The organism is Pedococcus sp. P1_H8, assembly GCF_056405175.1.
Genome location: NZ_JBFUCP010000004.1, coordinates 528,584 through 549,974, shown reverse-complemented (window position 1 = coordinate 549,974; position 21,391 = coordinate 528,584). Strand labels below are relative to the sequence as shown.

Annotated in this window: 20 protein-coding genes; 18 read left to right on the top strand and 2 right to left on the bottom strand. The window is 70.6% G+C overall.

The window, feature by feature from the left end; genetic code table 11:
• The first annotated feature begins 32 nt into the window (after positions 1-32).
• From AC1DYG_RS08040 to menD, 5 genes are all read left to right on the top strand, one after another.
• The gene (locus tag AC1DYG_RS08040) at positions 33-755 is read left to right on the top strand and encodes an esterase family protein (protein WP_477613728.1); all 723 of its coding nucleotides are present in this window, start codon (positions 33-35) and stop codon (positions 753-755) included.
• Entirely contained in the window at positions 752-2,191 is a 1,440-nt protein-coding gene (locus tag AC1DYG_RS08035; protein WP_477639329.1) for a M20/M25/M40 family metallo-hydrolase, read from the top strand. The genes AC1DYG_RS08040 and AC1DYG_RS08035 overlap by 4 nt, the downstream gene beginning before the upstream one ends.
• Positions 2,192-2,283: 92 nt before the next feature.
• Positions 2,284-2,610 carry a hypothetical protein gene (locus AC1DYG_RS08030; protein ID WP_477639328.1) on the top strand — a complete coding sequence of 109 codons (327 nt, stop codon included), beginning with the start codon at positions 2,284-2,286 and terminating at the stop codon, positions 2,608-2,610.
• Positions 2,607-4,145: a PGAP1-like alpha/beta domain-containing protein gene (locus AC1DYG_RS08025; protein WP_477639327.1), complete on the top strand. Its 1,539-nt coding sequence runs from the start codon at positions 2,607-2,609 to the stop codon at positions 4,143-4,145. The genes AC1DYG_RS08030 and AC1DYG_RS08025 overlap by 4 nt, the downstream gene beginning before the upstream one ends.
• Before the next feature lie 40 nt (positions 4,146-4,185).
• Entirely contained in the window at positions 4,186-6,003 is a 1,818-nt protein-coding gene (gene menD, locus AC1DYG_RS08020) for a 2-succinyl-5-enolpyruvyl-6-hydroxy-3-cyclohexene-1-carboxylate synthase (RefSeq protein ID WP_477639326.1), read from the top strand.
• Between the two features lie 38 nt (positions 6,004-6,041).
• On the opposite strand, the gene AC1DYG_RS08015 is transcribed toward menD, so the two are convergent.
• On the bottom strand, positions 6,042-6,692 hold the full coding sequence (locus tag AC1DYG_RS08015) for an HAD family hydrolase (RefSeq protein WP_477639325.1): 651 nt from the start codon (positions 6,690-6,692) through the stop codon (positions 6,042-6,044).
• A gap of 2 nt (positions 6,693-6,694) precedes the next feature.
• The gene (locus tag AC1DYG_RS08010; RefSeq protein WP_477639324.1) at positions 6,695-7,987 is read right to left on the bottom strand and encodes an isochorismate synthase; all 1,293 of its coding nucleotides are present in this window, start codon (positions 7,985-7,987) and stop codon (positions 6,695-6,697) included.
• Between the two features lie 121 nt (positions 7,988-8,108).
• On the opposite strand from AC1DYG_RS08010, the gene AC1DYG_RS08005 reads away from it, so the two are divergent.
• From AC1DYG_RS08005 to nuoK, 13 genes are all read left to right on the top strand, one after another.
• On the top strand, positions 8,109-8,831 hold the full coding sequence (locus AC1DYG_RS08005) for a demethylmenaquinone methyltransferase (protein WP_477639323.1): 723 nt from the start codon (positions 8,109-8,111) through the stop codon (positions 8,829-8,831).
• A gap of 89 nt (positions 8,832-8,920) precedes the next feature.
• Complete coding sequence (locus AC1DYG_RS08000; protein ID WP_477639322.1) at positions 8,921-10,255, top strand: geranylgeranyl reductase family protein; 1,335 nt, start codon at positions 8,921-8,923, stop codon at positions 10,253-10,255.
• Positions 10,256-10,388: 133 nt separating this feature from the next.
• The gene (locus tag AC1DYG_RS07995) at positions 10,389-10,751 is read left to right on the top strand and encodes an NADH-quinone oxidoreductase subunit A (RefSeq protein WP_477639321.1); all 363 of its coding nucleotides are present in this window, start codon (positions 10,389-10,391) and stop codon (positions 10,749-10,751) included.
• 20 nt (positions 10,752-10,771) lie between these two features.
• Positions 10,772-11,401, top strand: a complete 630-nt coding sequence (locus AC1DYG_RS07990) for a NuoB/complex I 20 kDa subunit family protein (RefSeq protein ID WP_477623838.1) — start codon at positions 10,772-10,774, stop codon at positions 11,399-11,401.
• Positions 11,398-12,210 (top strand): NADH-quinone oxidoreductase subunit C, encoded by an 813-nt coding sequence (locus tag AC1DYG_RS07985; RefSeq protein ID WP_477639320.1) that lies wholly within the window; start codon positions 11,398-11,400, stop codon positions 12,208-12,210. Before AC1DYG_RS07990 ends, AC1DYG_RS07985 begins: the two co-directional genes overlap by 4 nt.
• Positions 12,210-13,571, top strand: a complete 1,362-nt coding sequence (locus AC1DYG_RS07980; protein ID WP_477639319.1) for an NADH-quinone oxidoreductase subunit D — start codon at positions 12,210-12,212, stop codon at positions 13,569-13,571. Before AC1DYG_RS07985 ends, AC1DYG_RS07980 begins: the two co-directional genes overlap by 1 nt.
• Positions 13,571-14,497, top strand: a complete 927-nt coding sequence (gene nuoE / locus AC1DYG_RS07975; protein WP_477639318.1) for an NADH-quinone oxidoreductase subunit NuoE — start codon at positions 13,571-13,573, stop codon at positions 14,495-14,497. Before AC1DYG_RS07980 ends, nuoE begins: the two co-directional genes overlap by 1 nt.
• Positions 14,494-15,807: an NADH-quinone oxidoreductase subunit NuoF gene (gene nuoF, locus AC1DYG_RS07970; protein WP_477639317.1), complete on the top strand. Its 1,314-nt coding sequence runs from the start codon at positions 14,494-14,496 to the stop codon at positions 15,805-15,807. The genes nuoE and nuoF overlap by 4 nt, the downstream gene beginning before the upstream one ends.
• Entirely contained in the window at positions 15,804-18,314 is a 2,511-nt protein-coding gene (locus tag AC1DYG_RS07965; RefSeq protein WP_477639316.1) for an NADH-quinone oxidoreductase subunit G, read from the top strand. The genes nuoF and AC1DYG_RS07965 overlap by 4 nt, the downstream gene beginning before the upstream one ends.
• A 35-nt stretch (positions 18,315-18,349) precedes the next feature.
• Positions 18,350-19,717 (top strand): NADH-quinone oxidoreductase subunit NuoH, encoded by a 1,368-nt coding sequence (gene nuoH / locus AC1DYG_RS07960; protein WP_477639484.1) that lies wholly within the window; start codon positions 18,350-18,352, stop codon positions 19,715-19,717.
• Positions 19,710-20,318, top strand: a complete 609-nt coding sequence (gene nuoI / locus AC1DYG_RS07955; RefSeq protein ID WP_477639315.1) for an NADH-quinone oxidoreductase subunit NuoI — start codon at positions 19,710-19,712, stop codon at positions 20,316-20,318. Before nuoH ends, nuoI begins: the two co-directional genes overlap by 8 nt.
• Positions 20,315-21,085, top strand: a complete 771-nt coding sequence (locus tag AC1DYG_RS07950; RefSeq protein WP_477639314.1) for an NADH-quinone oxidoreductase subunit J — start codon at positions 20,315-20,317, stop codon at positions 21,083-21,085. Before nuoI ends, AC1DYG_RS07950 begins: the two co-directional genes overlap by 4 nt.
• On the top strand, positions 21,082-21,381 hold the full coding sequence (gene nuoK / locus AC1DYG_RS07945) for an NADH-quinone oxidoreductase subunit NuoK (protein ID WP_140741957.1): 300 nt from the start codon (positions 21,082-21,084) through the stop codon (positions 21,379-21,381). The genes AC1DYG_RS07950 and nuoK overlap by 4 nt, the downstream gene beginning before the upstream one ends.
• Positions 21,382-21,391 lie beyond the last annotated feature (10 nt).

Here is a 21,391-nt window from a genome sequence, read left to right as displayed (position 1 = left end):
AACCCCACTCCCCCCACCCCCTGGAGGACGGCATGAAGGTCACCGAACGCTGGCATTCCGAGCGGATGGGGCGCGACATCACCCTGGTGCGCTGGGGTCACTACGGCGTGCCCGTGCTGCTGTTCCCGACCGCTGGCGGGGACGCCGAGGAGGTGGAGCGGCACCACCTGGTCGGGACCCTCGCGCCGCTGATCGAGGCGGGCCGGATCAAGGTCTACTCCTGCGACAGCGCCGCAGGCCAGGCGCTGCAGCGCAACGAGGGGTCGCCAGAGCACCGGATGTGGCTCTTCAACCAGTACCACCAGGCCGTCGCCGAGGAGGTCGTGCCCGCCATCCACGCCGACAGCTCCCCCCAGGCCGTGGTCGTGGCCGGCGCCTCCATCGGTGCGTTCAACTCCTACGCCATGATCTGCCGCTACCCGCATCTGTTCGCCGCGGCGGTCTGCATGAGCGGCACCTTCCGCGTGGAGAAGTTCATCGGCGGCGACACCACGCAGGACTGGTACTTCGCCTCGCCGCTGCAGTTCCTGCCCGGGCTCGAGGGCCCGGCTCTGGAGATGCTGCGCAGGCGCTACGTCGTCCTCGCCTCCGGCAGCGGCCGCTGGGAGGACGTCGGCGAGTCCTGGGCTGCTGGGGATGCGTTGGGCCGCAAGGGAGTTCCCAACCGGGTCGACGACTGGGGCGACCGCTACGACCACGACTGGCCGACCTGGTGGGAGATGCTCCCGCTCTACCTCGACGACCTGGTGCCGTGACGGCACCGTCCGCGCACCTCGCCGCGCGCCTCGCGGCCGCAGTCGAGGCAGGTATGCCGCGGGCTCGCGACGACCTCGCGCGCCTCGTCGCGCTGCGTTCGGTGGCGAACCCGGCCATCGAGCCCGAGAGCGAGTGCCGGGCGGCGGCCGCGCTGGTCGGTGACCTGTTCACCGAAGCCGGCGTGGACGGCATACGGGCGCACGAGACACCCGACGGATCGCTCGCCGTCGTCGGGCGCTCAGCCGGCCCCGTCGGGGCGCCGCGAGTGCTGCTGTACTCGCACTACGACGTCGTGCCGGCCGGCGACCCGGAGGCCTGGCAGACCCCGCCGTGGGAGCTGACCGAACGCGAGGGGCGTTGGTACGGCAGGGGATCGGCCGACTGCAAGGGCAACCTCATGGCCAGCGTCCTGGCGCTGCGGGCCCTTCGCGCGGTGCTCGGCGAGTGGCCGGTCGAGGTGGCCGTCGTCTGCGAAGGCTCCGAGGAGCAGTCGAGTGGCGGCATGGAAGCCCTTGCCCGTGCTCACCCCGAGCTCGTGCAGTGCGACGCGCTGCTCCTCGCTGACACCGGCAACGTCGAGGCCGGGCTCCCGACCCTCACGACCTCACTGCGGGGCACTGGAAGCGTCCTGATGACCGTGCGCACGATGAGGCACGCGGCGCACTCCGGCATGTTCGGCGGCGCCGCGCCCGATGCGCTCCAGGCCTTGCTCATGGCGGTGGCCAGCCTGCGCGACCCGAGTGGCGAGACGACGATCGACGGGCTCGACCACGGCGGAGTGTGGGACGGGGCGCCCTTTGACACCAACAGGTTCCGCGGCGATGCCGGGCTCCTCGACGGCGTCGAGCCGTTGAGGGGCACAGGCTCCGTGGCGGACCTCCTGTGGGCGCGACCGGCGGCCACCGTGCTGGCCATCGACTGTCCTCCCATCGCACAGGTGACGGCCGCAGCCCAGGGCGAGGCGCGCGCCGTGGTCAACCTCCGGGTGCCGGCGGACACGGATGCCGCTGCCGCCCAACAGCTGCTCATCGCGCACCTTCGGGCGCACACGCCGTTCGGCGCGCAGGTGGAGATCAAGCCGGTCTCGCTGGGACACGGGTTCCGCGCGCGGACCGACGGACCGGCATACGAAGCCATGCGGCGGGCGATGTGGACGGCGTTCGGCCGCGAGGCGGTCACCACGGGACAGGGTGGCTCGATCCCGCTGGCGACCGCCCTCGCCGAGCTCGTCCCCGCTGCCGAGATCATGCTGCTGGGGGTGGAGGAGCCCGAGTCGCGGATCCACTCGCCGGGCGAGAGCGTCGACCCCGACGAGCTGCGGCGGACCGCGCTCACCCAGGCGTTGTTCCTCGCCGACCTCGGTGGGCTGCTCGAGCCTCTGGACCGGGAGGTGCTCGAACGGGATCCGCTCAGCGATGGGGCCGCTGCGGACTGATCGGTCCACAGGGGTGCGTCTCAGGACCGTCCGCCCACAGGGCTCGATGAGGGGGGCCGCGCGAGGTCGGGCGGCACGGCACGGTTGGTCGCATGATGGGGGATCCGCACGAGATCAGGGCACTGGCGACGCGGCTGCGCGCCGATGCCGAACAGCTTCGGCAACTTGCCGCGAGGGTGGGACGGGCCCGCGACGTGGCGTGGCGGTCGAGGGCCGCGGCCTTGTACCGCGACCGCGTGGGCGAGCGGGCGCACGCGCTGCGGCGTTCGGCGCAGCGGCTCGACGAGGCGGCTGGACGGGTGCAGGCCCACGCCGACGGGGTCGAGGCCGCCCGGGCCGAGGTGCTCCGCGTCGCGGCACTCGGCGCGGACTTCGCCCGTGCCGCGGGTCAGGCTGTCACGCGGGCTGGTCGCCCATGAGCGGTGACCTCATCCACGTCCGTGGCGGTTCCGCGGGGACAGCCGTCGAGCTGGACTCCCTGGACGCCGCGGCCCACCTGATCGCCGTCGTGGCAAGGGACGCGGCGAACCTGGCTTGTCGAGTGGCTGCGGTCATGGCCGATCCGGACCTGGTGGCCGGGTCCGTGCTCAGTCCCGGCACCGGGGCTCGGGCCCGTGCCTCCCTCGCCGAGGTCGTCGGGACGCGTGGCCTGGTGGGCGACATCGCGTCGATGGTGTCGCTCTCCTCGGCCGTGGCTGCGGCCTCGAGGTCCTACCGGCGGGCCGAGGAGGCTGCTGCCAGGGCTGTCGAGCTGGCCCAGGACACGGTGATGGTGGTCATGGGTGGGCTGGCCCCTGAGATCCTCGTCGGCGTGCTGGCCCTCGACGCGCTCGGCGTCGACGTGGCGGGTGTGCTGGACCGGGTCGTGTTCGACGAGCCGGCCATCGCCGACCTGGCTGGGGGAGCGGAGGGGCTCGTGGTGGGACTGAGGTCCAACCCGCTGACCGCCCCCTTCGTGCCCGCACTCCCGCGCACCGAAGGGCTCACTTCCGGGCAGGACTGTTCCGACCGGGACGACTGCACAGAGCAGGACCGTTCCGATCACGACTACGAGGTGGCTGTCCGCCGACTCGCCGACTCCGCCGCCCTGTGGGGACTGCTGTCCGACCGTGGTCGCGCCCGGGTGACCACAGAACCTCGACCGCGCCCCGGACACCGAGTCCCTCGCACGCTGGAGGACCTCGCTGGGGACCAGCGCAATGTGGGCGACGGCGAGAGCTACGCCGGGCGCATCAGGGTCATCGAGGTGCCGCAGCCCGAGGGCTCGGTCTGGATCGTCGAGATCAGCGGCACCCAGGTGTGGAATCCCCGGGCCGGCAGCAACCCGTTCGACGTCACGACCGACGTTCGTGCGATGGCCCAGGACGCGACGGTGCTCGCCGACGGTGTCCACCAGGCCCTGGAACAGGCGCAGGCTGCGTCGATCGCGACGGCGGCGGCGACATCGACGGGGACTCCGGCGACGGCGGCGGCACCGGCACCGGGGTCGCCGGCGGCGGGGCGGGCCCGGAGCGCGGGACCGGTCATGCTCGTGGGCCACAGCCTTGGCGGGATCGCCGCGGCAGGACTCGCGTCGTCGCCGCGGTTCACCGAGGCCCACCGGGTGACCCACCTGGTCACGATGGGTTCGCCTGTCGGGCGGATGCCGGTGTCGGCCGACATCGCCGTCCTCTCCCTCGAACACACGCAGGACGCGGTGCCCCGTCTGGATGGAGTTCGCAACCCCGACCGAGCGACCTGGGTCACCGTGTCACGCGACCTGGACGGTGCGGGCGTCGACCGGACCAGCAGGGCCCACGACACGCGGTTGTATGCCACCACCGCGGGCCTCGTCGACGGCTCCACCGATCCGTCGGTCGCCACCTGGCGAGCCGGCAGCGCACCCTTCTTCGCCGGTGACACCCACGGCGATCCGGTCGTCCGCGACTACGCCGTCGAGCGGGTCGCGCCATGAGGCGCGGTCCGCCCGGGGGACGGGTGGCACAATCCGACCCGTGAACCCGTCCACCGCGCTCGCGAGGGTCCTGGTGGACGAGTTGGTCCGACGAGGGGTCCGCCACGCCGTGCTCTGCCCGGGTTCGCGCTCGGCTCCCTTGGCCTATGCCCTCCGTGAGGCCGAGCGCGCCGGCCGGATCGAGCTGCACGTGCGCGTCGACGAGCGGTCGGCCGGCTTCCTGGCGCTGGGTCTGGCCAAGGTGACCCGGGTGCCGGCGGTCGTCGTCACGACCTCCGGCACGGCGGTCGCCAACCTGCACCCCGCGGTGCTGGAGGCGCACCACGGGGTGGTCCCACTGGTCGTGCTGTCGGCCGACCGGCCGGTCGAGCTGCGAGGCACGGGTGCCAACCAGACCACCGTGCAGCCGGGCATGTTCGCCGGGGCCGTCCGCTGGTCCGTGGACGCCGCCGCCCCGAGGCGCGCGACGGGTGAGGTCGCGCGTTGGCGGCAGATCGCCGCCGACGCATTCCGGTTTGCCACCGGCGCCACCGGTGTCTCCAGTGTCTCCAGTGTCGCCGGAGTCACCAGTGCCACGGCTGCCAGCAGCGCGACCAGTGCCAGCAGCGCGACCAGTGCCACCAGTGCCAAGGCCGTCGGGGAGCCGGGGCCGGTCCACGTCAACGTCCAGCTGCGCGAACCGCTCGTTCCGACCGACGACGACGGACCCTGGCCCGAGTCGCTGGACGAGCGGCGGGCCGAGGACGCCGCCGACTCCAGGATGGCGGCGGGGTCGGCCCCGGGTGCCCACGTCTCGCGTCAGCCTGCCCGGACAGTCGTGGTGGTCGGCGACCTCCCTGAGCCCGACCAGTTCGACCGTGCCGTACGGTGGGCAAAGGCCAGGGGCTGGCCGGTGCTCGCCGAACCCTTCGGCACCCACCCACGGGGCGACGTCGTGCCGCACGGCCCGCTGGTCCTGTCCGACCCGCGATGGCTGGACGAGCACGCCCCGGACCGGGTGATCGCGGTCGGACGGCTGACCCTGTCGCGGCCGGCCGCGGCGCTCCTGCGCCGACCCGGCATCCAGGTGGAGGCCGTGGGCGCGCACGCCTGGATCGTGTCGCGTCCCGATGTCGAGGCCGTCCACCCGGTCTCAGTGCTCGACGCTCCCGTCGACGACTCCGACAGCGATGCAGGGGCGGCCGCCCGCGACGAGGCCTGGAGCGATGCCTGGCGCGCCGCAGGCGAGCGGGTCGCCGGGGCGCTGGCCGAGGAGAAGCCGCCCTGGACGAGCGGCGCCGCCGTGGCCGATGCCGTCCTGGCAGGTCTGCCGGCGGGTGCCACGCTCTTCCTCGGCTCGTCGAACACGGCCCGCGACGTCGACCTCGCGGCCCCTCGGTCCGACTCGTTGCGCGTGGTGGCGAGCCGCGGACTCGCGGGCATCGACGGCTGCGTGTCCACCGCCATCGGCCTGGCCCTGGCGGACGGGTCACCGACCTACGCCTTGATGGGTGACCTGACCTTCCTGCACGACGCCAACGGGTTGCTCGTCGGACCACTGGAGCGCCGTCCGGACCTCACCGTGGTCGTCACCAACGACGACGGAGGAGGCATCTTCACCCTGCTCGAGCCGGGCGAGCCCGCGCGGGCGGCCGAGTTCGAGCGACTCTTCGGCACTCCGACGGGCGCCGACCTCGCCGCACTGTGCGCGACCCACCACGTCCGGCACCAGCACGTCTCGAGCCGCGACGAGCTCGTCGCCGCCATCGCGGAACGCCCGTCCGGACTCAGCGTCCTCGAGGTGACGGTCGACCGTGACGGCCACCGCGGCCGCCACGCCCAGCTGCGCGAGCGCGCCGCCGCCGTCCTCCGGAGCTGACCACCGCGACAGCGACCGGCCGGGCGCTCAGGCGGCCGTCAGGGGCGGCGGCGCAGCGGCATACCGCGGGCGATCAGGTCTTCACGGAGGTCGTCGGGTCCGGTGAAGCTGACCGCGTCCATGCCCGTCTCAGCCGCGGCCACCACGTTGGCCGGGCTGTCGTCGATGAAGATGCAGTCGTCGAGGCCGGCGCGGTGGCTGACGCGCTCCTCCAGGACCTCGAAGATCTCGGGGTCGGGCTTGGCCACGCCCTCCTCGCCCGACACGATGATGTCCTCGAACAGGTCGAGGAAGTCGAACCGGTCCAAGGCCACCGGGAAGAGGTCGGCCGACCAGTTCGTCAGCGCGAACAGGGGCACCTCGGCCTCGTGCAGCTCACGCAGGATCTCCACGCTGCCCGCGATCTCGCCGACGAGCGAGGCGCCGAAGTGCTCGCGGTAGGCGACGATCTCCTCCGCGTAGTGCGGGTGTGACGCCAGCGCGACCTGCTCGGCCTCGTCGAACCCGCGCCCCGCGTCGTTGGCGCGGTTCCAGGCGGCGAAGTCGAAGTCCGGGTCGGCGACGAACGCCTCAGCCCGCTCGAGCCCCACCGCCACCGAGACGGCCGCGACCGGGTCCCAACGGATCAGGACGTTGCCGAGGTCGAACACGACGGCGTTCGCGGGTCGGGGCCCGAGGTGGTCGGACACGGTCAGTCGGCGGTCAGCGCGTCGCGCATCGGGACGAGCTTGGCGTCGGACTCGGCGACCTCGGAGTCGGGGTCCGAACCCGCGACGATCCCGCAGCCGGCGAACAGCCGCATGGCCGAGGAGTCCTCGCGATCGAAGGCACCGCACCGCAGGGCGATGCCCCACTCTCCGTCGCCGGTCGCGTCCATCCAGCCGACCGGCCCGGCATAGCGGCCGCGGTCCATCTCCTCGAGCTCGGTGATGAGGTCGTCGGCCGCGGCCGAGGGGGTGCCGCAGACCGCCGCGCTCGGGTGCAGCGACGCGGCAAGGGTCAGCGACGTCGCGTGGTCGGCCAGCACGCCGGCGACGTCGGTCGCCAGGTGCATGACGTTCGACAGGTGCAGGACGAATGGCGCCTCGGGCACATTCATCGACGAGCAGTGGGGGCGCAAGGCGTCGGCAACCGACCGGACGGCGTACTCGTGCTCCTCGAGGTCCTTGCTGGAGCGGGCCAGGGAGGCCGCCAGGGCCAGGTCGTGCTCGTCGTCACCGGTGCGGCGGATCGTCCCGGCGAGGACGCGGGACGTGACCAGGCCCTTCTCGAGACGGACGAGCATCTCGGGTGTCGCGCCCACGAGCCCGTCGACGGCAAAGACCCAGGTCGTGTCGTAGCGCTCGGCCAGCCGGGTCAGCAGCCAGCGGGGGTCGATCGGCGCGTCGGCGCTGACCCTGAGGTCGCGCGCCAGGACCACCTTGTCGAGGCTGCCTCCCGTGATGCGTTCGACCGCGCGCTCCACTGCGCCGGCCCACTGGGCCGGAGGCAGCGCACCGTCCGCGAACGCCACCCCGGACGGCTCACGTGGCTGTGACTGCTGGGGTATGACGGGTGTGGGCAGCTCGTCGCCGGTCCCGATGGTGGTCACCCACCACCGACCGTCCCGCGCACCCACGACCACCTCGGGGACGACGAGGGTGGCACCGGACGGTGAGTCCGCGGCATACGAGATGGACCCGAAGGCGACCGGCCCCGTGCCGGGCAGGGCGACGTCGTTGCGCACGACCGCGCCGTCGACGACGTCGCGCCACCAGGCCTCGGCCCGCTCGAACCGGTCCGGGCCCGCAGCAGTGAACTCCAGGGCGCGACCCCAGCCGACCAGACCCTCGCCGCGACGCACCCAGCTGAACAGCTCGGCCGGGTCGGCGCGGTCGGGCAGGAGGGTGAGCAGCATGCCGGGGTCGTGCAGTGCCACGGTGCGGGCGACCACGGGCGAGCCGTGGGGTCGACTCGCAGGCTGGGACGTGGGAAGGCTGGTCATGTCGGGGAAAGCCTACGGCGCGCCCACCCCCACCTGGCGGGAGGTGGCCGCGGCGCACCGCGGGTTGGGCGGGGCGCAGCCGCGGCAAGAGGGCTGCGGGCCGGATGGGAGGATGACGACCATGACCCGCGCCAGCCTCGACAAGGATCCCCGCGACGTCGCCGCGATGTTCGACGACGTGGCCGGCAAGTACGACCTCACCAACGACGTGCTCTCGCTCGGCCAGGACCGGTTGTGGCGCCGGGCGGTGCTCAGGGCGGTGGCCGCCCAGCCCGGCGAGACGGTGCTCGACATCGCCGCGGGCACGGGCACGAGCAGTGAGCCGTTCGCCGACCACGGGGTCAACGTCGTGCCGGCCGACTTCTCCCTCGGCATGCTGCGGGTGGGCAACCGGCGGCGTCCCGACCTCGGTTTCACGGCGGCTGACGCGATGCGGCTTCCCTTCGCGGACAACAGCTTTGACGCGGTCACGATGTCTTTCGGCCTGCGCAACGTCTCGGGGGTCGAGGGGGCCCTGGGGGAGTTCCTGCGGGTGACCAGACCCGGGGGTCGTCTGGTGGTCTGCGAGTTCAGCCAGCCGGTGAACGGCGCGTTCCGCAAGGTCTACAGCGAGTACCTCATGCGGTCGCTGCCCCCGATCGCCCGCAAGGTCAGCAGCAACCCCGAGTCCTACGTCTACCTCGCCGAGTCGATCCAGGCCTGGCCGGCCCAGCGCGAGCTGGGGGAGCGCATCGCCGCGGCCGGCTGGGGTGAGGTGGGCTGGCGCAACCTGACCGGCGGCATCGTCGCCTTGCACCGGGCGAGCAAGCCTGGCCACCCCGGTTCAGCCGGAGGACAGCGGTAAGGGTCGCCTTACTGGTGACCGCACTGCGGGTCGGGAATAGACTCCGCAGTTGAAGTTCGTGAAGACGTTCACAAGCGGGTGAGGCAGGCGTGACAGACACCATCAGCGAGGCCGCCGGAGGCAGCTCCACGGCCGGGGCTCCCACGGAGACCGCCGACGTCATCGTCGTCGGTGCCGGTCCCGCCGGATCGGCCACGGCGGCATACCTCGCCATGGCGGGGCTGGACGTCCTCGTCCTCGAGAAGACGAGCTTCCCGCGCGAGAAGGTGTGCGGCGACGGGCTCACCCCGCGCGCCGTCAAGGAGCTCATCACCCTCGGCATCCCCACGCCCGAGGACGACGGCTGGATCAAGAACCACGGCCTGCGGATCATCGGCGGCGGCATGCGCCTGTCGCTGCCCTGGCCCGACCTCGCGAGCTTCCCGCCCTACGGCCTGGTCCGCACGCGGCAGGACTTCGACGACATCCTCGCCAAGCACGCGGTCAAGCACGGCGCGCGACTGCGGGAGGCCACCAACGTCACCGGCCCCATCCTCGACTCCAAGGGCGCCATCGTGGGCGTCACCGCCCGCGCCATGGACGAGAAGGGCCGTGCGACTGGCCCCGAGCTCCGGTATGCCGCGCCGCTGGTCGTCGCCGCGGACGGCAACTCCTCGAGGTTGTCCCTCGCGATGGGCCGCGAGAAGCGCGAGGACCGCCCCATGGGCGTGGCCGTCCGCACCTACTACACGAGCCCCCGCCACGACGACGACTACCTCGAGTCCTGGCTCGAGCTGTGGTCCACGGACGACAACGGCAAGAAGGTGCTGCTGCCCGGGTACGGCTGGATCTTCGGCGTCGGCGACGGCACCTCGAACGTCGGCCTCGGGATCCTCAACACCTCCAGCGCCTTCGGCAAGACCGACTACAAGGACGTCATGCGTCGCTGGGTCGCGACGATGCCCGAGGACTGGACCTACAGCGACGCGACGATGGTCGGCCCGATCCGCGGCGCAGCGCTGCCGATGGGCTTCAACCGGCAGCCGCACTACGACAACGGACTGCTGCTCGTCGGTGACGCCGGCGGCATGGTCAACCCGTTCAACGGTGAGGGCATCGCCTACGCCATGGAGTCGGGGCGACTGGCGGCCGAGGTGATCGCGCAGGCGTTCGCGCGCGGCACCGACGCGCAGCGCGAGCGGGTGCTGCAGTCCTACCCCAAGGTCATGGCGGACGCCCTCGGCGGCTACTACACCCTCGGCCGCTACTTCGCGAAGATGATCGGCAACCCCGAGATCATGCGGCTGGCCACCAAGTACGGGCTGCCCCGCACCACCTTGATGAAGTTCCTCCTGAAGGTGATGGCCAACCTCGCGGAGCCGCACGGCGGCGACGCGAGCGACCGCCTGATCACGGCCATGTCCAAGATGGCCCCCGACGCATGACCCGGCGTGCATTCTCTGGCCGCGCCCCTAGGATTGGGCCGCACCGCAAGGATGTGACCGGTGCCACAGTCGGCAGGGACGACGACAGCAGCACCCACGGCAGTAGCAATCACAGAAAGGGAGTGGCACGGCGATGAGCAACCCCTACGTCCCGTTGCTTTTCCTGTTGGCCATCGGTGGCGGTTTCGCCGTCTTCTCGGTCGGCGCCGCGGCGGTCTCGGGCCCCAAGCGCTACAACCGCGCCAAGCTGGACGCCTACGAGTGCGGCATCGAGCCGACCCCCCAGGCCATCGGCGGTGGTCGCGTGCCGATCAAGTACTACCTGACCGCGATGCTCTTCATCATCTTCGACATCGAGTCGGTGTTCCTCTACCCGTTCGCGGTGGCCTTCAGCCAGCTCGGCCTGTTCGCGCTCGTGGAGATGGTGCTGTTCATCCTGACCGTGTTCGTGGCCTACGCGTACGTGTGGCGCCGCGGCGGCCTCGAGTGGGACTGACGAGGGACTAGGACCAAGTAATGGGAATCGAAGAGAAGCTGCCCGCAGGCTTCCTGCTGACCACGGTCGAGCAGGTCGCCGGCTACATGCGCAAGAGCTCGGTCTGGCCGGCCACGTTCGGCCTGGCCTGCTGCGCCATCGAGATGATGGCCGTCGGCACGCCCGACTACGACATCGCCCGGTTCGGGATGGAGCGGTTCTCCGCCACCCCGCGTCAGGCCGACCTGATGATCGTCGCCGGTCGCGTGAGCCAGAAGATGGCCCCGGTCGTCCGCCAGGTCTACGACCAGATGCCCGAGCCCAAGTGGGTCATCTCGATGGGTGTGTGCGCCAGCTCCGGTGGCATGTTCAACAACTACGCGATCGTCCAGGGCGTTGACCACATCATCCCGGTCGACGTCTACCTGCCCGGCTGTCCGCCCCGCCCCGAGATGCTGCTCAACGCGATCATCACGCTGCACGAGCAGATCCAGAACTCCAAGCTGGGCGTCAACCGCGTTGCCGCCGCCCGCGCTGCCGAGGCGGCAGCCCTCTCCGCGACGCCGACCCACCAGATGACCGGCCTGCTCGCCCAGGGTGCCGGCAGCGGTCACACCCACGCGCACGGCCATCTGCACGGCACCGACGTGACGCAGGGCGGTGTCGCATGAGCGACAAGGACCCCGGCGACAAGCAGGACGCACCCGACCAGCCGGCACCCGAAGCGGCCGCGGCGACGGTGGGTGTGCAGCCCGGTGAGGTCATCGACCGCGCGGACGACGAGCGTCTGCCTGCGGCGCCCGGCACCACTCCCGACCCCGTCGTGATCGGCGAGCGTCGCGGCATGTTCGGTGCGTCCGACACCGGTGACACCTCCGGCTACGGAGGCATGGTCAGCCCGATCCTGTTCCCCGGTGCGTCGGTTCGTCCCTACGGCGGCTACTTCGACACGATCGCCGACCAGCTCGAGCGCGGCCTGCTCGGAGGCACCGCCTCCTATGCCGAGGCTGTCGAGCGGGTCGTGGTCGACCGCGGTGAGATGACCCTGTTCGTCCGACGCGAGCACCTGCCGGCGGTGGCCCGCGCGCTGCGCGACGACCCCTCGCTGCGCTTCGAGATGTGCACTGGCGTCTCCGGGGTGCACTACCCGCACGAGTCCGGCCGCGAGCTGCACGCCGTCTACCACTTCCTGTCCATCACCCACGGCGGTCGCCGGGTCCGCGTCGAGGTCACCGCGCCCGACGACGACCCGCACATCCCGTCCATCGTCGAGATCTACCCGGCGAACGACTGGCACGAGCGCGAGACGTGGGACATGTTCGGCATCGAGTTCGACGGTCACCCGTCGCTCACCCGCATCCTCATGCCCGACGACTGGCCGGGCCACCCGCAGCGGAAGGACTACCCCCTCGGCGGCATCCCCGTCGAGTACAAGGGTGCGACCATCCCGCCGCCGGACCAGCGGAGGTCTTACAGCTGATGACGACCAACTCACTCAAGGACAAGGACATCTACGCCACCTCGGGCGCCGACACGGCGGCCGCAGCGGGCGCCCACGTCTTCAACGCCACCGGCGGGGACTGGGACCAGCTCGTCGACGAAGCCGCGGCCCTCCACGAGGAGCGGATCGTCGTCAACATGGGTCCGCAGCACCCGTCGACGCACGGCGTGCTCCGGCTCATCCTCGAGCTCGACGGCGAGACGGTGACCGAGACCCGCGCAGGGATCGGCTACCTGCACACCGGCATCGAGAAGAACATGGAGTTCCGCACCTGGACCCAGGGCGTGACGTTCTGCACCCGCATGGACTACCTCACGCCGTTCTTCAACGAGGCCGTGTTCTGCCTCGGCGTCGAGAAGCTGCTTGGCATCACCGACCAGATCCCCGAGCGCGCCAGCGTCATCCGCGTCCTCATGATGGAGCTCAACCGGATCACCTCCCACCTCGTCGCCCTGGCGACCGGTGGCATGGAGATGGGTGCCACCACCGTCATGACGGTCGGCTTCCGCGAGCGCGAGCGGATCCTGTCGATCTTCGAGATGGTCACCGGCCTGCGCATGAACAACGCGTTCATCCGCCCCGGAGGCGTCGCGCAGGACCTGCCGCCGGGCGCCATCGACAAGGTGCGCGACACGATTCCGTTGGTGCGCAGGGGACTTGGCGAGCTCGAGCTCCTCCTCAACGAGAACCCCATCCTCAAGGGCCGCACCGTCGACGTGGGCTACCTCGACCTCTCGGGCTGCATGGCACTGGGCATCACCGGCCCCATGCTGCGCTCGACCGGTCTGCCCCACGACCTTCGCAAGCTGGACCCCTACTGCGGCTACGAGACCTACGACTTCGAGGTCATCACCCGCACCGAGTCCGACGCCTACGCCCGGCTGCGGATCCGCATCGACGAGATGTACGAGTCGCTCAAGATCGCCGAGCAGTGCATCGACCGGCTGCAGGCCGGCTCCGGTCCGGTCATGGTCGAGGACAAGAAGATCGCCTGGCCGGCACAGCTGGCCATCGGCGGCGACGGCATGGGCAACAGCCTCGACCACATCCGCGAGATCATGGGCACCTCGATGGAGTCCCTCATCCACCACTTCAAGCTGGTGACCGAGGGCTTCCGGGTCCCCCCGGGCCAGGCGTATGCCGCGGTGGAGAGCCCCAAGGGCGAGCTCGGCTGCCACGTGGTGTCCGACGGGGGCACGCGCCCCTACCGCGCGCACTTCCGCGACCCGTCGTTCAACAACCTGCAGGCCACGGCCGTGATGTGCGAAGGCAGCCAGATCGCCGACGTCATCGTCGCCGTCGCCTCGATCGACCCCGTCATGGGAGGCGTGGACCGCTGATGGAGCACTACGGGATCCAGACGGCGGCAGGGCACCTGACCGTCGCTCCAGAGTCCAAGGAGCCGTATGCCGCCGACGTGCTGGCGGGCCTGCACGAGGACGCCGCGATCGTCGTCGCGAAGTACCCGCAGAAGCGTTCTGCGCTGCTGCCGCTGTTGCACCTCGTCCAGTCGGTCGACGGCTACGTCACCGGACGCGGGATCGACTTCTGCGCCGAGGTCCTCGACCTGAGCACCGCCGAGGTGTCGGGCGTCGCGACGTTCTACACGCAGTACAAGCGGCACCCCAACGGGGAGTACACCGTCGGCATCTGCACCAACACCCTCTGCGCCATCATGGGCGGCGACCAGATCTGGGACGAGGTCTCCGAGCACCTCGGCATCGGTCACGACGAGACGACGGCCGACGGCAAGGTCACCCTCGAGCGGGTCGAGTGCAACGCCGCCTGCGACTTCGCGCCGGTGGTGATGGCCAACTGGGAGTTCTTCGACAACCAGACGCCCGAGTCGACCAAGCAGCTGGTGGACGACCTGCGCTCCGGCAAGGACGTCAAGCCCAGCCGCGGCCCCGACAAGGTGTGTTCCTTCAAGCAGGTCTCGCGCGTCCTGGCCGGTTTCCACGACGGCCTCGCCGACGAAGGCGTCGGCGCCGGGCCCGCGTCGCTGGAGGGCCTGAGGATCGCCAACGAGCGTGGCTGGACCGTCCCCAACGGCGCCCCCCACGGCGACTCCGACAGCAACGCCGCCGAGGCGCCCCAGGAGGAGCACGCCCCCGAGGCGACCTCCGACGAGATGGCGCCGGGACGGCATACCTCCACCGACAGCGCGGCCAACGCGCCCGACGAGGTCGTGGACGACAAGCCGGCCACCCTCTTTGACGGTGACGAGACCGATGCTGAGAAGACGGACGGGAAGGACGAGGCATGAGCACCACGCTGACCCCGATCCTCACGAAGTTCTGGGACGACCCCCAGTCGTGGACGCTCGAGACCTACGAGCGCAACGAGGGCTACCAGGCGCTGAAGAAGGCGCTGGGCATGAAGCCCGCCGACCTCGTCCAGATGACCAAGGACTCCGGGCTGCGCGGTCGTGGCGGCGCCGGCTTCCCGACCGGCATGAAGTGGGGCTTCCTGCCCCCGCCGGACGGCGGCCCCCGCTACCTCGTGGTCAACGCCGACGAGTCCGAGCCGGGCACCTGCAAGGACATCCCGCTGATGATGGCGGCGCCGCAGTTCCTCATCGAGGGCTGTGTCATCACGTCGTTCGCGATCGGCTGCAACCACGCCTTCATCTACCTGCGTGGCGAGGTCGTGCACGTCTACCGCCGCCTGCTGCGCGCGGTGGAGGAGGCGTATGCCGCGGGCCACCTCGGCAAGAACATCCACGGCTCGGGCTTCGACCTCGACATCACCGTGCACGCGGGCGCCGGCGCCTATATCTGTGGCGAGGAGACCGCGCTGCTCGACAGCCTCGAGGGTCGTCGCGGACAACCGCGCCTCAAGCCGCCGTTCCCCGCTGTCGCGGGCCTGTACGCCCGCCCCACCGTGGTCAACAACGTCGAGTCGATCGCCTCGGTGCCGCCGATCCTGCTGCACGGCGCGGACTGGTTCTCGGGCATGGGCACGGAGAAGTCGCAGGGCTTCGGCATCTTCAGCCTCTCTGGCCACGTCAAGCGACCCGGTCAGTACGAAGCACCGCTCGGCATCACGCTGCGCGAGCTGCTCGACCTGGCCGGTGGCATGCGCGACCCCAACAAGAAGCTCAAGTTCTGGACGCCCGGTGGTTCGTCCACGCCGTTGTTCACCGACGAGCACCTCGACACCCCGCTCGACTTCGAGTCGGTGGCGGCGGCGGGCTCGATGCTCGGCACCCGCGCGCTGCAGATCTTCGACGAGACCACCTGCGTGGTGCGCGCGGTCGACCGCTGGACCGACTTCTACAAGCACGAGTCCTGTGGCAAGTGCACCCCATGTCGTGAGGGCACGTGGTGGCTCAAGCAGATCCTCGGCCGGCTCGAGCACGGACAGGGGTCCGAGGAGGACCTCGAGAAGCTGCTCGACATCTGCGACAACATCCTCGGCCGCAGCTTCTGCGCGCTCGGTGACGGCGCGACCAGCCCGATCACCAGCAGCATCCAGTACTTCCGCGAGGAGTACCTCGCGCACCTGACGCACGGCGGCTGCCCGTTCGACCCACGAGACTCCACCCTGTTCGCAAAGGATGCGGTGTCCGCATGAGCGTGACCACGAGCCCCAGCGCCGGCGGCAACGCCGTCAGCACCGGGGGCAACGCCTCGACACCCCCGTCGGTCGACCTGGTGACCCTCACCATCGACGGCGTCTCGGTGTCGGTTCCCAAGAACACGCTGGTGATCCGCGCCGCCGAAGAGGTCGGCGTCCAGATCCCGCGGTTCTGCGACCACCCCCTCCTCGAGCCGGTCGGCGCCTGCCGCCAGTGCCTCGTGGACATCGCCACCCCCGGTCCCGACGGCACGCTGCGGGCGATGCCCAAGCCGCAGGCCTCCTGCACCATCACGGCGACCGAGGGCATGGAGGTCAAGACGCAGGTGACCTCCCCGGTCGCCGACAAGGCGCAGCAGGGCGTGATGGAACTGCTGCTCATCAACCACCCGCTGGACTGCCCGGTCTGCGACAAGGGCGGCGAGTGCCCCCTGCAGAACCAGGCCATGAGCAACGGTCGCGCCACGTCCCGCTTCGAGGACGTCAAGCGCACCTACCCCAAGCCGATCAACATCTCCTCGCAGGTGCTGCTCGACCGCGAGCGCTGCGTCCTGTGCGCCCGCTGCACCCGCTTCTCCGACCAGATCGCCGGTGACCCGTTCATCGCCCTGGTCGAGCGCGGCGCCCTGCAGCAGGTCGGCATCTACCAGGAGCAGCCGTTCGAGTCCTACTTCTCGGGCAACACCGTCCAGATCTGCCCGGTGGGCGCCCTGACCGGTGCGGCCTACCGCTTCCGCAGCCGCCCGTTCGACCTGATGTCGACCAAGAGCGTCTGCGAGCACTGCGCCTCCGGCTGCTCCATCCGCACCGACCACCGCCGCGGCGCGGTCCTGCGGCGGATGGCCATCAACGACGTGGCGGTCAACGAGGAGTGGAACTGCGACAAGGGTCGCTGGGCCTTCCAGTACGCCAGCACCGGTGACCGCTTCGACTACCCGATGGTGCGCGACGAGGACGGCGAGCTCCAGGTCGCCTCGTGGCCCGAGGCGCTGGCCGCCGCTGCCGCCGGACTCCGCGGCTCCAAGGGTGTCGGCGTGCTGACCGGTGGACGCGTGTCCGTCGAGGACGCCTACGCCTACGGCAAGTTCGCCCGCGCCGTGCTCGCCACCAACGACATCGACTTCCGCGCCCGCCCGCACTCGGCGGAGGAGGCCGACTTCCTCGCGTCGTCCGTCGTCGCCACCGGTCCCTCTGTCGATGGAGCACAGGGTGGCGCGGTCACCTACGCCGACCTCGAAGCCGCCAAGACCGTCGTCCTCGTGGGCTTCGAGCCCGAGGAGGAGAGCCCGATCGTCTTCCTCCGGCTGCGCAAGGCCGTGCGCCGCACCAAGACGGCCGTGTATGCCGTGGCGCCCTTCGAGACGCGCGGCCTCACCAAGCTGAACGGCACGCTCATCCCGTCCGCACCGGGCACCGAGGCCGAGGTGCTGCGCGCCCTGGCCGACGGTGTGACCGGTGACGGGGCAGCCGCGCGTGCGGCCCAGGCCCTCGAGGAGCCGGGCGCCATCGTGATCGTGGGCGAGCGCCTCGCCACCGTCCCGGGGGCACTGTCAGCGGCAGCGGCCCTGGCGACCTCCGCCAACGCCCGCCTCGCCTGGGTGCCACGTCGTGCCGGTGAGCGCGGAGCGCTCGAGGCCGGCGCCCTGCCCACCATGCTGCCCGGGGGTCGCCTGGTCGCCGACGCAGCAGCCCGTGAGCAGGTCGCCGAGGTGTGGGACGTCGTCGGGCTGCCCGACGTGCCCGGCCGCGACGGTGCCGGCATCCTCCGGGCCGCCACGACCGGCTCGATCAACGCCCTGGTCGTCGGTGGCGTGGACGCGGCCGACCTGGCCAGCACCCACACCGAGGAGGCCCTCGCCAAGACCTTCGTCGTGTCGCTCGACTTCCGACCGTCGTCGGTGACCGCCGTGGCCGACGTCGTGCTCCCCGTCGCTCCGCACGCTGAGAAGGGCGGGACGTTCGTCGACTGGGAGGGACGTCCGCGCACCTTCGAGGCTGCGCTCGACAGCGCCGCCCAGTCCGACTACCGCGTCCTGGACATGCTCGCCTCCGAGATGGGTGCCTTCCTCGGCACCCGCACCCTCGCCGAGGTCCGTCGCGAGATGACCGCGCTCGGCCCGGCGACCGGCGAGCGTGCCGCTGCTCCCACGGTCCAGGTCGGTGACCTACCGAGCGCAGGAGCGGGTCAGCTCGTGCTGGCGACCTGGCACCACCTGCTCGACCGTGGTTCGCTGCAGGACGGCGAGCCGTTCCTCGCCGGCACCGCCGCCAAGGCCTTCGCCCGCGTGTCCGTCGCGACCGCCGAGTCCTTCGGTCTCGTCGACGGCGACACGGTCACCGTGTCCACCGCCGCCGGCTCGGTGTCGGCCCCGGTCGCGGTCACCGCCGGCATGGTCGACCACGTCGTCTGGCTGCCGACCAACTCCGACGGCTCCACCGTCCGTGCCGCCCTGGGGGCGGTCTCCGGTGACGTCGTGACCGTCACGAAGGGAGGCGCCCAGTGAGCACCCTGACGTATGCCGCGGACGCCGTCACCGGCATACCGCACCTTGCTGTCGGGCTCGGCGCCTCGGCGCCGTTCGCCGACAACCCGAGCGCGGACTTCAGCGACACCCCGTGGTGGCTGCACCTGGTGAAGGCGCTCCTCGTCTTCGTCTTCCTCTTGGTCAACACGCTGGTTGTCATCTGGTTCGAGCGCCGCGTGATCGGCCGGATGCAGCAGCGTCCTGGCCCGAACCGCACCGGCCCGTTCGGTCTCCTGCAGACCCTCGCCGACGGCGTGAAGCTGGCCCTCAAGGAGGACCTCACGCCCAAGAACGCCGACAAGGTCGTCTTCGCGCTCGCCCCGGCCATCGCGGGTGCGATGGCCTTCGTGTCGTTCGCGATCATCCCGATGGGGCCGACCGTCTCGATGTTCGGGCACCGCACGCCGTTGCAGCTGACCGACATCCCCGTCGCCGTCCTGCTGGTGCTCGCCGTCGCCGGGGTCGGGGTCTACGGCATCGTGCTGGCCGGCTGGTCCTCGGGTTCGACCTACCCGCTGCTCGGTGGTCTGCGCTCGACCGCCCAGGTCATCTCCTACGAGATCGCCATGGGCCTGTCGCTCGTCGCGGTGTTCCTCTACAGCGGGTCGATGTCGACCTCGCAGATCGTCGGCGCCCAGAAGAGCCTCTGGTACATCCTGCCGCTGGTGCCGAGCTTCCTGGTCTACGTCGTCACCATGGTCGGCGAGACCAACCGCCTGCCGTTCGACCTCGCCGAGGGAGAGGGCGAGCTGACCGGCGGCTTCCACACCGAGTACTCCTCGCTGAAGTTCGCGATGTTCTTCCTCGGTGAGTACGTCAACATGTTCACCGTCTCCGCGCTGGCCACGACGATGTTCCTCGGTGGCTGGATGGCCCCTCCCGGCATCGCCGCCTTCAACGATGGCTACTTCAACCACGGCTGGTGGGGCCTGCTCTGGTTCGTCATCAAGCTCTGGCTGTTCATGTTCTTCTTCGTCTGGCTGCGCGGCTCCCTGCCCCGTGTGCGCTACGACCAGTTCATGCGGTTCGGCTGGAAGTTCCTCATCCCGGCCACCCTCACCTGGGTCGTCATCGCCGCGTTCATGAAGGCGAGCCAGCTCGGCTTCATCGACGGTCCGAAGCTCACCGTCCGGGGACGCGAGTACCCGATCCTGAGCATCGTCTTCATCGTCGTGCTCGCCGCGGCCGTGTTGATCGGGACCTGGATGCGCGACACCCGCAAGAACGAGCAGGCCGCCATCCGCAACACGCCACCGCCGGACGAGATCGACCCCTTCGCCGGCGGCTACCCGGTGCCCCCGCTGCCGGGGCAGCGGCTCAAGGAGCCGTCGCTCGCGATCGGCGAGCGCGCCACCGACAAGGAGGAGGCCACTCGTGGCTGACGACCAGAAGAAGCCCGGGTTCCTCGCGGACCTCTTCGCTCCCGTCGGCGGGTTCGGCGTCACCTTCGCCACGATGTTCCGCAAGCTGGAGACCGAGGAGTACCCCGAGGAGAAGCGGCCGACCCAGCCGCGCTTCCACGGACGTCACCAGCTCAACCGGCACGCCGACGGACTCGAGAAGTGCGTCGGGTGCGAGCTGTGCGCCTGGGCCTGCCCGGCCGACGCGATCCTCGTCGAGGGTGCGTCGAACGACGACTCCGAGGGCGGCTCCGGCCGGTTCTCTCCCGGTGAGCGCTACGGCCGCGTCTACCAGATCAACTACCTGCGCTGCATCTTCTGTGGGCTGTGCATCGAGGCCTGCCCGACCCGGGCCCTGACGATGACCAACTTCTACGAGCTCGCCGACAACAACCGCGCCGACCTCATCTTCACCAAGGAGCAGCTGCTCGCGCCGCTCTCCGAGGGCATGCTCCCGGCGCCGCACCCGATGGTCGACGGCCTCGAGGAGCGCGACTACTACCAGGGCAAGGTCGCCAAGGCGACGCCCGACCAGGAGGAGTGGGTGGCCGCACACGCCGCCGAGGATGGTGAGTCCGCATGACCGGCTTGGGCGAGCAGATCATGTTCTGGATCCTCGCGCCGATCAGCGTGCTCGGTGCGCTCGGCCTCATCTTCGCCAAGAAGGCCGTCCACGCCGCGCTCGGCATGGCCCTGGTGATGATCAACCTCGGCATCTTCTACATCGCGCAGGAGGCGGAGTTCCTCGGCATCATCCAGATCTTCGTCTACACCGGCGCGGTCATGATGCTGTTCCTCTTCGTGCTGATGCTCGTCGGCGTCGACTCCTCCGACTCCCTCGTCGAGACCCTCAAGGGCCAGAAGTGGGCGAGCCTGCTGCTCGCGTTCGGGCTCGCCGCTCTGCTCTTCACCGCCATCGGCCGGGCCGAGTTCGGACCGATGAAGGGTCTGTCGGCCGTCAACGAGAGCACCGGCAACGTGTCAGGGGTCGCGGAGCTGATCTTCGGCAAGTACGTCTGGACGTTCGAGATCACCTCCGCCCTGCTCATCACCGCAGCCCTGGGCGCCATGGTGCTGGCCCACCGCGAGCGGATCGGCGCCAAGCCGAGCCAGCGCGCGTGGTCCGAGCGCCGCGTCCTGGAGAACCGCAACGTCGCAGGCCTCCCGGCTCCCGGTGTCTACGCCCGGAGCAACGCGGTCGACACCCCGGCGCTGCTGCCCGACGGGTCGCCCAGCGAGCTGTCCGTGTCGCGGGTGCTCACCGCGCGTGAGCAGAACGTCGCCCCAGCCCGCCACATCGAGTCCGAGCACGGCATCGAGCACGAGATCGAGGAGGGATCGCAGCGATGAACCTCGTCAACTACATCTACCTCGCGACCCTGTTGTTCGCGATCGGTGGCGCCGCAGTCCTCATGCGGCGCAACGCCATCATCGTGTTCATGGGGGTCGAGCTGATGCTCAACTCGACCAACCTGATGTTCGTGACGTTCTCCCGGATGCGCGGCAACCTCGACGGCCAGGTGATCGCCCTGTTCGTCATGGTGGTCGCCGCTGCCGAGGTCGTCGTGGGCCTGGCCATCATCATGGCCATCTTCCGTGCCCGCCGGTCGGCCTCGGTCGACGACGCCAACCTGCTGAAGCTGTAGAAGGAGCCAC